This is a genomic window from Propionivibrio sp. (genome assembly GCF_017995515.1).
In the GTDB taxonomy this organism is placed as follows: Bacteria; Pseudomonadota; Gammaproteobacteria; order Burkholderiales; family Rhodocyclaceae; genus Propionivibrio.
On record NZ_JAGOIT010000060.1, the window covers coordinates 1,659 to 16,106 of the forward strand.

At 62.7% G+C, this 14,448-nt stretch carries 13 protein-coding genes; 10 read left to right on the top strand and 3 right to left on the bottom strand.

Annotated elements, in window-relative coordinates; all coding sequences use genetic code 11:
• The 3 genes from KBA32_RS10980 to KBA32_RS10990 form a co-directional block, all read left to right on the top strand.
• A partial coding sequence (locus tag KBA32_RS10980) for a penicillin-binding transpeptidase domain-containing protein (protein WP_294358836.1) occupies window positions 1-1,582 on the top strand: 1,582 nt, incomplete at its 5' end.
• A 288-nt stretch (window positions 1,583-1,870) separates the two neighbouring features.
• A complete protein-coding gene (locus KBA32_RS10985) occupies window positions 1,871-4,321 on the top strand; it encodes an EAL domain-containing protein (protein ID WP_294358839.1) in 2,451 nt (816 codons plus the stop codon).
• A gap of 90 nt (window positions 4,322-4,411) precedes the next feature.
• Window positions 4,412-4,756: a hypothetical protein gene (locus KBA32_RS10990; protein ID WP_294358841.1), complete on the top strand. Its 345-nt coding sequence runs from the start codon at window positions 4,412-4,414 to the stop codon at window positions 4,754-4,756.
• Here KBA32_RS10990 and rlmF read toward each other — a convergent pair.
• Complete coding sequence (gene rlmF, locus KBA32_RS10995) at window positions 4,753-5,724, bottom strand: 23S rRNA (adenine(1618)-N(6))-methyltransferase RlmF (RefSeq protein WP_294358843.1); 972 nt, start codon at window positions 5,722-5,724, stop codon at window positions 4,753-4,755. The two genes, KBA32_RS10990 and rlmF, sit on opposite strands and share 4 nt — an antisense overlap.
• Window positions 5,725-6,013: 289 nt before the next feature.
• Here rlmF and KBA32_RS11000 point away from each other — a divergent pair, with 289 nt between their 5' ends.
• The 5 genes from KBA32_RS11000 (at window position 6,014) to KBA32_RS11020 (ending at window position 9,389) form a co-directional block, all read left to right on the top strand.
• Complete coding sequence (locus KBA32_RS11000; RefSeq protein ID WP_294358846.1) at window positions 6,014-6,217, top strand: cold-shock protein; 204 nt, start codon at window positions 6,014-6,016, stop codon at window positions 6,215-6,217.
• A gap of 125 nt (window positions 6,218-6,342) precedes the next feature.
• Window positions 6,343-6,603, top strand: a complete 261-nt coding sequence (infA, locus tag KBA32_RS11005; protein WP_294358849.1) for a translation initiation factor IF-1 — start codon at window positions 6,343-6,345, stop codon at window positions 6,601-6,603.
• A gap of 75 nt (window positions 6,604-6,678) precedes the next feature.
• The gene (locus tag KBA32_RS11010) at window positions 6,679-7,341 is read left to right on the top strand and encodes a YceH family protein (RefSeq protein WP_294358851.1); all 663 of its coding nucleotides are present in this window, start codon (window positions 6,679-6,681) and stop codon (window positions 7,339-7,341) included.
• Between the two features lie 96 nt (window positions 7,342-7,437).
• Complete coding sequence (locus tag KBA32_RS11015) at window positions 7,438-8,301, top strand: HDOD domain-containing protein (protein ID WP_294358854.1); 864 nt, start codon at window positions 7,438-7,440, stop codon at window positions 8,299-8,301.
• Window positions 8,302-8,351: 50 nt separating this feature from the next.
• Window positions 8,352-9,389, top strand: a complete 1,038-nt coding sequence (locus KBA32_RS11020; protein WP_294358856.1) for an adenosine deaminase — start codon at window positions 8,352-8,354, stop codon at window positions 9,387-9,389.
• A 21-nt stretch (window positions 9,390-9,410) separates the two neighbouring features.
• Here KBA32_RS11020 and KBA32_RS11025 read toward each other — a convergent pair whose 3' ends face one another.
• A complete protein-coding gene (locus KBA32_RS11025; RefSeq protein ID WP_294358859.1) occupies window positions 9,411-9,758 on the bottom strand; it encodes a hypothetical protein in 348 nt (115 codons plus the stop codon).
• A gap of 313 nt (window positions 9,759-10,071) precedes the next feature.
• Here KBA32_RS11025 and KBA32_RS11030 point away from each other — a divergent pair, with 313 nt between their 5' ends.
• A complete protein-coding gene (locus KBA32_RS11030) occupies window positions 10,072-11,094 on the top strand; it encodes a class I fructose-bisphosphate aldolase (protein ID WP_294358863.1) in 1,023 nt (340 codons plus the stop codon).
• A 375-nt stretch (window positions 11,095-11,469) separates the two neighbouring features.
• Window positions 11,470-13,110, top strand: coding sequence for a methyl-accepting chemotaxis protein (locus KBA32_RS11035; protein ID WP_294358865.1), 1,641 nt, complete (start codon window positions 11,470-11,472; stop codon window positions 13,108-13,110).
• 268 nt (window positions 13,111-13,378) lie between these two features.
• On the opposite strand, the gene KBA32_RS11040 is transcribed toward KBA32_RS11035, so the two are convergent.
• Window positions 13,379-14,137, bottom strand: coding sequence for a hypothetical protein (locus tag KBA32_RS11040; RefSeq protein ID WP_294358868.1), 759 nt, complete (start codon window positions 14,135-14,137; stop codon window positions 13,379-13,381).
• Between the last annotated feature and the right edge of the window lie 311 nt (window positions 14,138-14,448).

Below are 14,448 nucleotides of genomic sequence, written 5' to 3' on the forward strand. Positions count from 1 at the left end.
GCAGGCGACGGCACAAATGCAGCGCGCAAGGGCCGCGGATTGTGAAGGTCTGGAGGGCTTTGCCAAGATCGCACTGGCCGGCGGCTTGCGCGATCAGGCGGTCGATTCCGGCGCCGCTTGGCTGGGGCGCGAGCAGTCGCCAAACCTCGCGCCCCATCTCGCGAGCAAGTTGCTCAAGTTGCCCGGCGAGCGGCTGCAGACGACGCTCGACGCCGATCTGCAACGCTTTGCCGGCGACAGCCTGCGCCGGCAGTTGCAAGGCATCGCGCGGCAGAACGCGGAGGACGGCGCCGTGCTCGTCGTCGATAACGCGAGCGGCGAGGTGCTGGCGTGGGTCGGTTCGAGCGGCAGCCTGTCGGCCGCGCCCGAGGTCGACGGGGTGACGGCGTTGCGCCAGGCCGGGTCGACACTCAAGCCCTTCCTCTTCGCGCTCGCCTTCGAGCAGCGCAAGCTGACGGCGGCGTCGTTGCTCGACGATTCGCCGCTGGCGATCACCACGAGCAACGGCCTCTACGTGCCGCAGAACTATGCGCCGGCCTACCGCGGCTGGGTTTCGGCGCGCATGGCGTTGGGCGGGTCGCTCAACGTGCCGGCGGTGCGCACGCTGGTACGCGTCGGCCCCGACGCCCTGCGCGACCGGCTGTACGACTTCGGCTACCGGAGCCTGACCGAGCCCGGCGACTATTACGGCTACAGCCTCGCGCTCGGTTCGGCCGACGTGTCGCTGCTCATGCAGGCCAACGCCTTCCGGACGTTGGCGAACGGTGGCGAGTGGGCGCCGTTGCGAGTGTCGCGTGACGGCGAGCGGATGTCCTGCACGAGTGGCGGTTGTGCCGGCGTTTTCGAGGGAGGCAAGCGGCGCGCGGCTGCTGCCGCGCCGGCCTTCGTCGTGAGCGATATCCTTGCCGACCGCGCAGCGCGTGTCGGCACCTTTGGTCTCGAATCCTGGCTGGCGACGCCGTACTGGAGCGCGGCGAAAACGGGTACGAGCAAGGACATGCGCGACAACTGGTGCATCGGCTTTTCAAGGCGCTACACGGTGGCGGTGTGGGTCGGTAATGCCGCGGGCGAGGCGATGCACGACGTTTCCGGCGTCTCCGGTGCGGCACCCGTGTGGCGCGAGGTGATGGACTGGCTGGAGCGCAGCCATCGGTCGACACGGGAAAAGGCCAAGACACCACCGCCGGGCGTCGTGCGCCAGGTGATCCGCTTCGAACCGGCGGGCAGAGTCGGCGAAGCCGCACGCGCCGAGTGGTTCATCACGGGCACGGAAATGGATGTCGTGCGTCTTGCCGACGCCGCCGCGCTGGCGCACATCGCCTATCCGGGGCAGGGGACGATCATCGCGCTTGATCCCGACATTCCGCCGCAGAACCAGCGCATCGCGCTGCAGCTTTCCGGCGCGCCGGGGCCGGGTTGGCAATGGCGCGTCGATGGCCGGACGGTTGGGCGCGCGACAGACGAGCTTCTTTGGCGCCCGTCGCCCGGTCGCCACCGTCTGGCGCTGATCGACGCCGATGGCCGCGAGCTGGAAACGGTGAGTTTTGAAGTTCGCGCGCTCAAAAGCTTGCGGACGAAGTAAGCACTAACGTTCGGTCGAAGCGCTTTGAACGATTGCGTTGCGTCGCGTTAGCGCGGGGTACATGTAAATCTGAAACAAAGTTGCCTGAAATGGTCGCCGACTCACGTATGATTGGCCCGCCCCATGCAGGGCAGCTCGGCGAAAGATTCGGCGACAAACCGCGCGAGCAAAATATAACGACAGGGAAAACGAGGGGTTCGGAGATCACGCGAGGCGAGTGGCGGCCGGGTTGATGCTTGTCGCCAGTTGCTGCGGTTCGCGCTGAATCCAGGGGAGTCAGGAAGCAGGATGTTCAGGGAAGACAGTGTTTATCGCAGCCTGTTCGGCAACATGCTGAACGGGCTTGCCTATTGCAGGTTGGTGTACGAGGGCGAGGGCGAGGACGACAAAAAGGCCGTCGATTTCATCTACCTGATGGTCAACGAGTCCTTCTATCGACAGACGGGCCTGGCCGACGTCGAAGGCCGTCGGGCGACCGAGGTGACTCCCGGCCTTGGCGAAACCGACGCCGATCTGTTCGAGGTCTTCGACCGCGTCGTGGCGACGGGCAGGGCCGAGTGTTTCGAGCGCTACGTCACGGCAATGGACATGTGGTTCTCGATCTCGGTCTATAGCCCGCAGGCCGGCCACTTCGTCACCATTTTCGACGTCATCACCGAGCGCAAGCAGGCCGTCGAGGCCCTGCTCAAAAGCCGCAGCCAATTGCTGCGCGTGATCGAGGGCTCGGATCAGGGCTTCTGGGACTGGAATCTCGAGAACAACACGTTCAGCGTCAGCCCGCATTTCGAGAGGATGCTCGGCTACGAGCCGGGCGATATCGACATGCGGCCGGAAAACTGGATGCAACTCATGCATCCGGAAGATCTGGTGATCGCCAAACAATCGATCGAGCGCCATCTCTCCGGAGAAACGCCAGCGCACAACGTTGAAATGCGCTACCTGACCAAGGCTGGCGAGTGGCGCTGGATGCTGACGCGTGGCCGCATCGTCGAATACTCGCCCGACGGCCGGCCGTTGATGATGGCCGGCACGCATACCGACATTACCGAGCGCAAGGCGACCGAGACCGAATTGCGGCAGGCGGCGACGGTGTTCGAAAACACGCAGGAAGGCGTCATCATCACCGACGCCGACATGCGCATCCTCTCGGTGAATCGCGCGTTTTCGCAGATTACCGGCTTGTCGGCCGAGGAGGCCGTCGGCAAGACGCCGGCGATGCTTCAATCCGGTCGCCACGACGCAGCGTTCTACCGTGACCTCTGGCGGCGCATTCGCAGCGAAGGCAACTGGCAGGGCGAGATCTGCAACCGGCGCAAGAGCGGCGAAATCTATCCGCAAGTGACGACGATCAACGCCGTGCTCGACGACGCCGGTGCCGTGACGCACTACGTCGGCGTGTTTACCGATGTGTCGCAGATCAAGGCCTCCGAGGAGCACATCGAGTTCCTGGCGCACCATGACCCGCTGACGCGCCTGCCCAACCGCGTCATGCTGTTCTCGCGCCTCGAACACCTGATGGGCGCGATCCGGCGCGAAGGCTGCCTCGTCGCCCTCCTGATGATCGACCTCGACCGTTTCAAGGACGTGAACGAGAGCTACGGCCACGTGCTCGGCGACGAACTCCTGCAGCAGGTCTCCGAGCGGTTGAAGGCGCAGCTGCGCGGCACCGATTCGCTCGCTCGCCTCGGTGGCGACGAGTTCACCATCCTGCTCGAAGACGTCGAGCATCCGGGCGACGCCGGACGCGTTGCCGGCGATGTGCTCGCCGCGCTGGCCGACAGCTGGCGCCTGGCCAATGGCGCCGAGGTGCGCGTTGGGGCCAGTATCGGCATTGCGCTCTACCCGGGACCGGCCGAGACGCCCGAGGATCTCCTGCGCCAGGCCGACGCGGCACTCTATCGCGCCAAGCAGGAAGGGCGCGGCCGCTTCCACTACTTTTCCGAGGATCTGACGCGCAACGCCCGTTCGCGCATCGAGCTGCAGAACCGTCTGCGCAACGCCATCGAAGGCGGTGAACTGCGCGTCTTCTTCCAGCCGCAGGTCGATATCGGCAGTGGCCTCATCGTCGGCGCCGAGGCGCTCGTGCGCTGGGAAATGCCGGGCGAAGGGCTGGTCATGCCCGACCGCTTCATCGCGTTGGCCGAGGAAACCGGCCTGATCCTGCAGCTCGGCCGCTGGGTTCTGCACGAGACGTGCCGCATCGGCCGGCAATGGCTCGATCGCGGACACCCGCCGCTGGTGCTGGCGGTCAACGTCGCTGCGGCGCAGTTGCGCGACAGCAATTTTGCGCTCGAAGTGCTCGCGGTATTGGCCGAAACCGGCTTCCCGGCGCGCATGCTGGAACTGGAACTGACCGAATCGTCGCTGATGTCCGGCCACGAGGATGTGATTTTCCAGCTGCAGCACTTGCGCAAGCACGATGTCCGCGTTGCCATCGACGACTTCGGCACCGGCTATTCGTCGCTCGCCTACCTCAAGCGATTTCCGCTCGACGTGCTCAAGATCGACCGCAGCTTCGTCGAGCACATCGGCCACCGCAAGGACGACCGCGAGATCGTCACGGCGATCATCCAGATGGGCCACACGCTCGGCTTCCGCGTCGTTGCAGAAGGCGTCGAGACGGACGAGCAGCTCGCCTACCTCAAGGAGAAGGGCTGCGACGTTTACCAGGGCTACCTGAAAAGCCGTCCGCTGCCGGCCGACGCGTTCGCTGCGTTCGCCTTGCGCCCGAGCAGCTGATCGCTGTCTTTTGTCGCTTCCGGCGCCTACACTCATGAATGACTGAGTGTTCTGCTGCACGTCTGTATTCGGCTCGATACGGAGGACATGATGGCTGCGACGACCCGGGTTCACGATACTTCCGCCATCCGCGCAAAGCTGCTGGAGAAAATGGGCGAGTTGGCTACCGACAATTTTCCGGAAGCCATCGCGCAGAATTTCCCGCATATCCTGGCGCGCCTCGCCGACCTCTGGGGCAGCGCCGCGCTCGATGCGTATCTGGATGGGCTGATGCTCGATGATCGTGGCGGGCGTCACGGTTTTCCGCCCGATGTGGGGATGGAGATCTTCAGGCTCATTTCTTTGCACGCAAGCATCGGCCTGACGCGGACGAGTGACAGTTTCGGCTGGGGCGCCGCCGAGGATCCCGAACGGGACAAGAAGTCGCTGCGTTAACCGCCGCGTGCGCCGCTCCGCCATGCCTGCTGCTCGCGTGGCGTGAGATACGTCCAGGCGACGATGCGGCTCCTCTTCTGACCCTGTGCCATCTCGATTATTCGCCGCGCCCGCACGCCCGCCGCACTGAGTGCGGATTCGATCGCACGCAGGTTCCCGGCCTTTGCCACCAGAGACGTGAACCACCGGCATTGCCGGGGAATCAGTGCGCTTTCCTCGATCATGCGCAGGATGAAACCGGCTTCGCCGCCGGCGCAGACGAGTTCGGCGCTGCGGCCGCCGAAGTTGAGCACTGGCGCGCGTGCCGGGCCCGCGCCCCTGCCCAGATTCTTCCATTTGCGCGCACTGCCGGCGCGAGCATCTTCCATCGATGCGTGGAACGGCGGGTTGCACATGACGAGGTCGAAACGTTCGTCGCGCCGGACAATGCCGTGAAAAACGCGGGCGGGCGAGGGCTGGTGGCGCAGCTCGATGGCGTCGGCGAGTCCTTCGTTCGCGTCGATGATCGCCTGCGCGCTCGCCAACGCACCGCGTTCGATGTCGCTGCCGACAAAGCGCCAGCGGTACTCGGCGTGGCCGATCAACGGATAGACGAGGTTGGCGCCGGTGCCGATGTCGAGCACGCGCACATCCGTGCCGCGCGGAATCTCGCCGCCGTCGCTCGCGGCGAGCAGATCGGCCAGGTAGTGCAGATGGTCCGCGCGGCCGGGAATCGGCGGGCAGAGATAGCGGGCAGGAATATCCCAGGTCCCCACGCCGTAGAAGTGGCGGAGCAACGCGCGATTGAGCGCACGCAAGGCCAGCGGGTCGGCAAAGTCGATCGAGTCGTCACCGAAGGCGTTCGCCGCGACATGGGCGGCGAGTTCGGGGCAACAGGCGGTGAGCATGGCAAAGTCGTAGCGCCCGCCATGCCGGTTGCGCGGATGGAGGCTGGACTGGGGCGTGTTCGATGGTGCGCCAGGGTTCATGCGGTCGCTTGGGGTCCGTACGGGTGATGGATGGTGGCAAGGTGCTGCGGCGCCGTGCCCGGGAAGGCTGCGATTGTCCCACATGGCTGTTTTCAGGCTGAAATTAACGTTTGCAATTTCGCCGGATAGCGTGCATAGTCCGTTCCGCGATTTCAAGCATCGTGTTGTTTTTTGTAGGTTCTTTCCCCGCAGTTCTGCGGTGCAATTCCCCCAATTTCCACATCGCCGTCTTGATATTCGCCCTATGTGCGGGGTCCGCCCCGTTTTATTTTTTTCGGAGTTTCGAGATATGGCAACAGGTACAGTCAAGTGGTTCAACGACGCCAAGGGTTTCGGTTTCATCACGCCGGACGCTGGCGGTGAAGACCTCTTCGCGCACTTTTCGGCAATCCAGGGCAACGGTTTCAAGACCCTGAAGGAAGGCCAGAAAGTGTCGTTTGACGTCACCACTGGCCCGAAGGGCAAGCAAGCCGGCAACATCATCCCCGGCTAAGGAAGCTCGCCGGCGTGGTTTTCCATGCCGCCGGTTTTCCGCCAAGCCTGGAAAAAACTGGCAAGAGGCCCGGTTCGCGCCGGGCTTTTTTTCATCCATACCCGCCACCCAACACAGGAGCAGTCATGGCCAAGGAAGAACTTATTGAAATGCAAGGGGTGGTGACCGAGGCGCTCCCCGATTCACGTTTTCTCGTGACGCTTGACAGCGGACACACGCTCGTCGCCTACACCGGCGGCAAGATGCGCAAGCACCATATCCGCATTCTCGCCGGCGACAAGGTCTCGCTCGAACTCTCGCCGTACGATCTCAACAAGGGGCGCATCACCTTCCGCCACATCGAAGGCCGGCCCGCAGCTGCAGCTCCGGTGCCACGGCGGAAGTAGCCTGCGATGGGCCGCGCTTGTCGCCGGCGTGCTCGCTTGGGACAATACCGGCTTCGTTGATGGAGAGCGCACCCGATGACTACCCCACTGCCCGATCTGACCCCGCTTGAAGCCCGTATCCTCGGCGTGCTGGTGGAAAAGGAGAAAACGACGCCGGACACCTACCCGCTGACGCTGAACAGCCTCGCCGCGGGATGCAACCAGAAGACTTCGCGCGAGCCGGTGATGAGCGTCGGCGAGAGCGCGATCCAGGGCGCGCTGGAAGAACTGCGCAGCCGCCTTCTGGTGATGGAAACCTACGGCGCCTCCGGGCGCGTCCTCCGTTACGCGCACAACTTCGGCAAGTGTTACGGCGTGCCGGCCGGCAGCGTTGCACTGCTCGCCATCCTCATGCTGCGCGGTGCGCAGACAGTCAGCGAATTGCGCGCCAACTGCGAACGGCTCCACCGCTTCGACGATGTCTCGTCAGTCGAGGGCTACCTTGAGGAACTCGCGACCCGCGCTGCCGGCGCGCTGGTGCTCAGGCTGCCCAAGCAGCCGGGCGAACGCGAACACCGCTGGGCGCACCAGTTGTGCGGCGCGGTGACCGTCGCCGACAGCGCGCCGCAGCGCAACGTCGGCGGCAGCGACAACGGCGCGCTCGAAGAAAGGCTCACCCGCCTCGAACAGGAGGTCGCCGATCTGCGTGCGGAGCTGGCGCAGCTGGCCGCCGGGATCGCCGGAAAAACGCCCGGGTGAAAGCGGCAGGGCCGCTTCGGACGAAGCGGGGAGGAGTGCTAAGATGGCCAATCGGCGCGGCATATGACGCGGTCGAGCAAGGGCGGAGTACATAGGATGGATCAGGGTGGAGACAAGGTGGGTGAAGCGCTCAGCTCGCAGCGCTTCCAGATGCTGACCGATATTGCGCGCGACCTCGCCGGCGACGTCGTCTTCCCGACCTGCTTCGATACCGCCGTCCATCTCCGTCAGGCGCTGCAGAACCCCGATGTCCCTATCACGCAAATTGTCCGCCTGGTCAGCGTCGAGCCGTTGATCGCGGCCAAACTCCTGCATCTTGCCAATTCGGTCTATTACAACCCGTCGGGGGCCGCGGTGCGCGGCCTGCCGGAAGCGGTCACCCGGCTTGGCGTGAGTCTCGTGCGCACGACGGCGCTGGCGGTCGCCATGAACCAGCTCATGCGTTCGCGCGAAATGGTGGTGTATTCCGACCTGATGCGCGACCTCTGGCAACACTCGATCAAGACCGCGGTAGCTGCGCGCATCCTGGCACGGGCGCATACGCGCCTGAATCCGGACGAGGCCATGCTGGCCGGCCTGGTGCACGATCTGGGCGCCTTCTACATGCTTTACCGTGCCATGCAGTACGCCGAATTGCGCGCGCGCCCGGAGAGCATGCGCTACCTCATCGTGCAGTGGCACGAGAGCATCGGCGTAACCTTGCTCAACGCCCTGGGCCTGCCGACCGAGATCGTCGACGCGACGATCGATCACGATCAGCCGCGGCCGGTGCCGACGACACTGCGCACGCTCGCCGACGTCGTTTATGTGGCGAATCTGCTGACCAGCCAGAACTTCGACTGGCTCTATCCGGAATCAGCCACCGTGAGCAATGAGATCACGCTCGCGGTTGCCGCGTATAGCGAGATTTTGCCCCAGGTGGATGCCGACGCACGCGAGATGATGGTGGTGTTTTCCTGACTGATGACATCCGCCGCCTTTCTGCTTTGCCCCCTTTTTTCAAAAGAACCATGAATCCAGTTTCCCTGCACGACTTTGTCCGCGGCTTGCCCAAGGCCGAGCTGCATCTGCACATCGAGGGTTCGCTCGAGCCTGAAATGATGTTCGCGCTCGCCCGCAAGAACGGCGTCACCTTGCCGTACGCTTCGGTGGAGGAAGTGCGCGCCGCCTACCAATTTGCCGATCTGCAGTCCTTCCTCGACCTCTACTACGCCGGTGCTGCCGTGCTGCAGACCGAGCAGGACTTCTTCGACCTGACCGCCGCCTACATCCAGCGCGCGCGGGCTGACAATGTTCGTCACGTCGAGCTTTTTTTCGACCCGCAGACGCATACCGTGCGCGGCGTCGCCATGGCCACCGTGTTCGCCGGCATCGCCGGGGCCTTGCGCGCAGCCAAGGCCGAGGACGGCTTCTCGTCGCGCATGATTCTCTGTTTCTTGCGTCATCTGTCCCAGGGCGACGCCTTTGCCACGCTCGACGCGGCGTTGCCCTTGCGCGCCGGGTACGCCGACTTGTGGAATGGCATCGGCCTCGATTCGGGCGAAGTCGGCAATCCGCCGGCAAAGTTTGCCGGCGTTTTTGCGCGTGCGCGCGAGCTCGGTTTCCACGTCGTCGCCCATGCCGGTGAAGAAGGGCCGCCGGCCTACGTGCAGGAAGCGCTCGAAGTGCTCAAGGTCGAGCGGATCGACCACGGCGTGCGTTCCGAGGAGGACGCCGCGTTGATGCAACACCTCGTGAAAAACCGCATGCCGCTGACTGTTTGCCCCTTGTCGAACCTGAAGCTGTGCGTCGTCAAGGATCTGCGCGAGCACAACCTGGCGCGGATGCTGCGCGCCGGCGTATGCGTCACGATCAATTCCGACGATCCCGCGTATTTCGGCGGCTACATGAACGCCAACTTCATCGCCACGGCCGATGCGCTGCAACTGGGACGCGATGAACTCGTCGCCATCGCCGGCAACGGCTTTGACGCGTCCTTCCTGCCGGCTGCCGACAAGCAGCGCTGGCTGGACGAAGTCCGCCGCTACGCTGCGGCGCTGGCCTGCTGAAACTGCGTTGCGTCGCGAGCGTCAGCGCTCGTCGTCGTCGACCGGGTCGGCCATGCTGATGTAGCGCTTCGACAGTTCGACTTCGGCCGTCGGCAGATCCGGACCATAGACGATGCGCGTCTGTTCGCACGGCGCGCTCTCGTCATGGCGTTCGCACGATTCGTAATAGACCCAGTGCGGCTGGCCATCGACGTACTCGGCCTCGAAATTGCCCACGCGCCCGCGCTGGTCGCGCACGCGCGCGTCGGCGCCATAAACCAGCAGGATTTCATTGAATTCGTCGTGCAGTTCGACGGAATCGTGGTGAGTGTTCAGGACGTGGGAAAAACAGCGCTGCCCAACGTGGAAGATCTTGATCGTCGCAGACATGTTGGCCTCCCTGTGACTAAAGAGTGGCAATGCGTCGCTCCTGGTCGTGAAGTACGCATATTTGATGCCAGCCACTTCAAGCACTTGTTTCAGAAGCGCTTGCGGAAATGGCGAAAAACGTGCCATTGAACGCCTGTAAAAATTCCCGCCACTGTCCGCTGATAGTCCGATGGAGCGCCGATTCTTGCCTACCAGCGCGTTCTTGCCAAAGGCTTTTCGGCTGCTAGAGTGAATGAGTAAGGAGAATGCCTCGGGCGAATGAACCGGCCGCTCCAAGGCATCACTCTTTCATCTCGAAGAAAGGAGTCATGCGATGAATATCGACGAACTCAAATCAGTCGCCCAAGCCATCGTCGGCAAACAGAAGGGCGTGCTGGCCGCCGACGAAAGCAGCCCGACGATCAAGAAGCGTTTCGACTCGATCGGCGTCGAATCGACCGAGGAGAACCGCCGGCGCTACCGCGAAATCCTGTTAACCACCGAAGGGCTGGAGCAGCATGTCGGCGGCGTCATCCTTTTCGACGAAACGCTGCGCCAGAGCACGCGCGACGGCGTTCCCTTCGCGCAAGTGCTGGCCGCGCGCGGCGTCGTTCCCGGCATCAAGGTCGACAAGGGCACCAAGCCGTTGCCGTTCTATCCCGGCGAAAAGATCACCGAAGGGCTGGACGGCTTGGCCGACCGGCTGGCTGAATACAAGCAGCTCGGCGCGCGCTTCGCCAAGTGGCGCGCGGTGATCGAGATCGACGAGAACGCGATTCCGTCAACCTTCGGCATCCGCGCCAACGCGCAAGTGCTCGCGCGCTACGCGGCACTGTGCCAATCGCTCGATCTGGTGCCGATTGTCGAGCCCGAGGTGCTGATGGACGGCGCCCACGGCATCGAGCGCTGCGAAGTCGTCACCTCGGCGGTGCTTGAAGCCGTATTCGCCGAGCTCGACGCGCATCGTGTCGTGTTCGAAGGCATGCTGCTCAAACCGAACATGATCATCCCGGGCAAGAAGTGTCCGCAGCAGGCGACCGCGCAGGAAGTCGCCGATGCGACGATCCGTTGCATGAAGCGCTACGTCCCCGCCGCCGTGCCCGGCGTCGTCTTCCTCTCCGGCGGACAGAGCGCCGAGGAGGCGACCGACAACCTCAACGCCATGAACGCGCTGGGCACGCACCCGTGGCAGGTCAGCTTCTCCTACGGGCGCGCCCTGCAGGCGCCGGTGCTCGCCGCGTGGAAAGGCGTCGAGGCGAACGCGGCGGCGGCGCAGAAAGCCTTGCAGAAACGCTGCCGCCTCAATGGTCTGGCGCGTGACGGGGTGTATGCGCGGGCGATGGAAAAAGAGGCGTGAGGGCGATTGCCTGGCGCGGGTCGAACGGGCGGTAGCTGATGTTTCAACAAATCGACCGCCAGGCCCGAGGGGCTTCGGCGGCCGATCATGGAACCTTGATCCGTTGCGTTTCGACCCTCAAGAGGCATTCACCGTTTCGGGACTCCAACGGAAGGTTTCCGGGTAGAACAGACCTGCATGGCAATGACTGGCTTCGCCCTCGTCAGCGCGAGAATTACGGGTGTATTGTTTCCCCTACGGAATGGAAGGGTATTGGGCTTGTCGGCTTGACGGCCTATACTTGAAGAGGTGGTATCGCCCTGATAACGCCCATGACATGGCGTAGATACTGCAACCAAGAGCCCTCCGAACTACTAAACACTCTGCCATCTCAAAATGAAGAATATATCCATCGCCAGGAAGTTGATCATCCTTGTTGTCATTGCAATCGTCTCGCTCGTCTTGGTCGGTGCAATGGCGTTTTCTGAAATGAGATCAGCTCAGGAGCGTTTCGAAACCGTCCAGTCTTCGGTTATTCCCTCGATCGTCCTGCTGAACGAGACCAATGCCCAGTCGGCAGCCGTCCGGGCAGCCGTCCGGGATTACATCATTGGCGGGTTCATCGAGGACAAGGAACTTCAGAAGGCGCAACAGGCCAATCTCGAAGATCTCAAGAACAAGATCAACGCAAATCTCGATCGGTATCAGAAAGATTTCACTGAGGATGACCAAGACAAGCAGCTTCTTGAAGCCGACAGAAAGGCCCTTGCGGCCTATCTTGCCGAGGTCAGTGATGTCTTCGCCAAGGTCGAGAGCAAGGATGTTCCGGGCATCTCGCAACAGTTCTCGGCCAGCGGAAAATTCCGGGTGACAGCGGGCGAACTGATCAAGAGCCTGTCAGAGCATCAAGTATTCAACCAAAAGTACGCTGACAGTCTGCGCGTTCAGGGAGAGCAGGCGTTCAGCAAGGGGCAATGGTTGCTGAATACGGTCACCGTGCTGGCGCTGATCCTTCTTGGCACCATTGGCTTCGTGACAGTTCGCGGGATTGCCCGGTCACTCGATTCAATGAAGGTTGCAATTGACCGAATCGAAGGCCATCTCGACTTCACAGCACAAGCAGAAGTCATCGGTAGCGACGAAATTGCCACCGTAGCGGCGGCCCTGAACCGGCTGATCGAGCGCTTGCGTGGCAACCTCACGATGATTGCAGGCAGTTCGACCAGGATTTCGCAAGCTGCCGAGCACCTTGCCTTGTCATCGCATGAAGTTGCAGCAGCTTCTTCTCATCAAAGCGATTCGGCATCGAATATGGCCGCCAGCGTTGAGGAAATGACCGTCAGCATCTCGCATGTCAGTGACCGCTCAGACGAGGCACATTCGCTTTCCACGGAGTCCGGGAAATATGCCGTGGAGGGTGAAACAGTGATTGCTCAAACCGTCAGCGACATCAATCAGATTTCTCAGTCAGTTGGTCTGGCCTCACAGCGCATTCAGGAGCTCGAAGCGGCCAGTCATCAAATCTCGAGCATCGTCTCTGTCATCAAAGAAGTAGCCGACCAAACGAATCTTCTGGCCTTGAATGCCGCCATTGAGGCCGCACGAGCGGGAGAGCAAGGGCGCGGCTTCGCTGTCGTTGCCGACGAAGTGCGCAAACTTGCTGAACGAACCTCGACGTCGACTCAAGAAATCTCATCCAGGATTGACTCGATCCGAACGGTATCGAAAGACGCTGTCGAAAGCATGGCCGATGCGGTTAATCTGGTGAGCACAGGGGTTACGCGGGCCGGGAATGCCAGCGAGGCAATTCAGCGAATCAGTCAGGCAAGCCAGCATGCCGTGAATATGGTTGAAGAAATCACGGCTGCAATTCGCGAACAGAGCCAAGCCAGCACGTCCATTGCCGGCAGCGTCGAAGGAATCGCGCAGATGGCAGAGGAAAGCAGCGTCGCGGCGAAAAACAGTGCTGAATCGGCGCGCAATCTGGACGAAGTTGCAAAAGAGATGCGTGAGGTAGTCGCTGCTTATCGTTTGTAAGCTGAACATTCGCCGGAACTACCGGTTTTTTTCGGTTTTCTTGTGGCTTTTCTGACCGTTCGCGGCCCGTTGTCTTGGCTTGTACGAAGGAAGGAACGGGTCTTCCGGATTCGTTTAGATGTTGCTTTGACAGCGGTTGGAGTACGTCCGTAATTCTGTGAGAGACAGCTCTGGCCGGTAGAAGTGCCTCCTGTACATCCGGCAGGTCCAGGAGGCGACCGGCCCTTCGACTGACCTCTGTCGGGAGATGGTCACCTGCTGTTTCCGGTCACGCTGCGAACGGCTCGGCGGCGCCGCTGAACAGTTTTTCCAGCACGCGCCGTTCGTGCGTGTCGATCGTCTCGAGAAACTCCTGCGCGTCGCCCATGTGGCGGAAGGCGTCGAAGCCGCCTTCGAGAAAGGCGTGCAGGTCGCCGAGGCCGGCGAGATGGGCGGGGCCGCGCATGAGTTTGAGCAGCGTCGTGAGCAGCGGTTTTCGCGCCAGGCGGTCGAGCGCTTCGCCCGTGGCCTGGATGAGGGCGATCTGGCGTTCGCGCTCGGTGCGTCGCCCGACCTTGCGGTAGGCGCGGGCGTAGGCGTCCTCGTTGATCGCTTCGATGCCGGGCGCGTCCTTGAAGCATCCAGTCTTGTCCAACTCGGCGATCATCGCCGCGTCCAACTCTTCGCTCAGCGCGTCGACCTCGATGGCGAGCGAGAGCGTCTGCAGCGCCGAGAGCGGCAGGATGCTCAGCATCAGCGGCATGATGCGTTCGACTTCCTCATCGCGGCTGCTGAAATCCTTGGGTCCGTAGAGATCGGAGAGAAAGAAGCGCGCGGCCTTGCCGAAGCGCTCGCTCGCCAGCAGGTCGGGGTAGCTCCGCGCCAGTCGGGCGGCTTGCCATTCGCGCAAGACGAGGCGCCTGCGCGCGGCTTCCGGCGCGTCATTTGCCATCCGCCGCAGCGCCTTGGCGCTGTGCAGGTGCTGGCGCAGTTCGCTGGCGACATGCAGTTTGTCGTCGTCGTGATCGGAAGAATCGGGGAAGGTCATGGACGTCGATTATGCCCGGCCGGTGTTGGTTCATTTAGAGGGTTTCCCCTAGCCGGCATTGGAACTGCGGCATACACTCGACGCAGGTTTTCCGGTCGAACGGAGTGCGGCACCTGGCAACCGCCGAGATGCCTTCGCACAAGCAGCCGAAACTCGGAGTGAAACCATGAACGATCCGAAGTCCTTTGATCTGCTCGAATCGCGCTTTCTGCGCCTGCGTCTGGCGGCGCGCGCCGAGCCGAATCCGCCGCTGGAACTGCGCCTGCGTCGCCTGCGCGCGCTCGACCGCCTGTTGCGCGAGAACGCCGAAG

What these genes read in the sequence shown, in the direction of transcription:
- KBA32_RS11030 (WP_294358863.1), top strand. Translation starts at nt 10,072, where the DNA reads ATGAATATCGACGAACTCAAATCAGTCGCCCAAGCCATCGTCGGCAAA.
- KBA32_RS11040 (WP_294358868.1), bottom strand. Translation starts at nt 14,137, where the DNA reads ATGACCTTCCCCGATTCTTCCGATCACGACGACGACAAACTGCATGTC.
- KBA32_RS10990 (WP_294358841.1), top strand. Translation starts at nt 4,412, where the DNA reads ATGGCTGCGACGACCCGGGTTCACGATACTTCCGCCATCCGCGCAAAG.
- KBA32_RS11015 (WP_294358854.1), top strand. Translation starts at nt 7,438, where the DNA reads ATGGATCAGGGTGGAGACAAGGTGGGTGAAGCGCTCAGCTCGCAGCGC.
- KBA32_RS10985 (WP_294358839.1), top strand. Translation starts at nt 1,871, where the DNA reads ATGTTCAGGGAAGACAGTGTTTATCGCAGCCTGTTCGGCAACATGCTG.
- KBA32_RS11000 (WP_294358846.1), top strand. Translation starts at nt 6,014, where the DNA reads ATGGCAACAGGTACAGTCAAGTGGTTCAACGACGCCAAGGGTTTCGGT.
- KBA32_RS11035 (WP_294358865.1), top strand. Translation starts at nt 11,470, where the DNA reads ATGAAGAATATATCCATCGCCAGGAAGTTGATCATCCTTGTTGTCATT.
- KBA32_RS11025 (WP_294358859.1), bottom strand. Translation starts at nt 9,758, where the DNA reads ATGTCTGCGACGATCAAGATCTTCCACGTTGGGCAGCGCTGTTTTTCC.
- KBA32_RS11010 (WP_294358851.1), top strand. Translation starts at nt 6,679, where the DNA reads ATGACTACCCCACTGCCCGATCTGACCCCGCTTGAAGCCCGTATCCTC.
- rlmF (WP_294358843.1), bottom strand. Translation starts at nt 5,724, where the DNA reads ATGAACCCTGGCGCACCATCGAACACGCCCCAGTCCAGCCTCCATCCG.
- KBA32_RS11020 (WP_294358856.1), top strand. Translation starts at nt 8,352, where the DNA reads ATGAATCCAGTTTCCCTGCACGACTTTGTCCGCGGCTTGCCCAAGGCC.
- infA (WP_294358849.1), top strand. Translation starts at nt 6,343, where the DNA reads ATGGCCAAGGAAGAACTTATTGAAATGCAAGGGGTGGTGACCGAGGCG.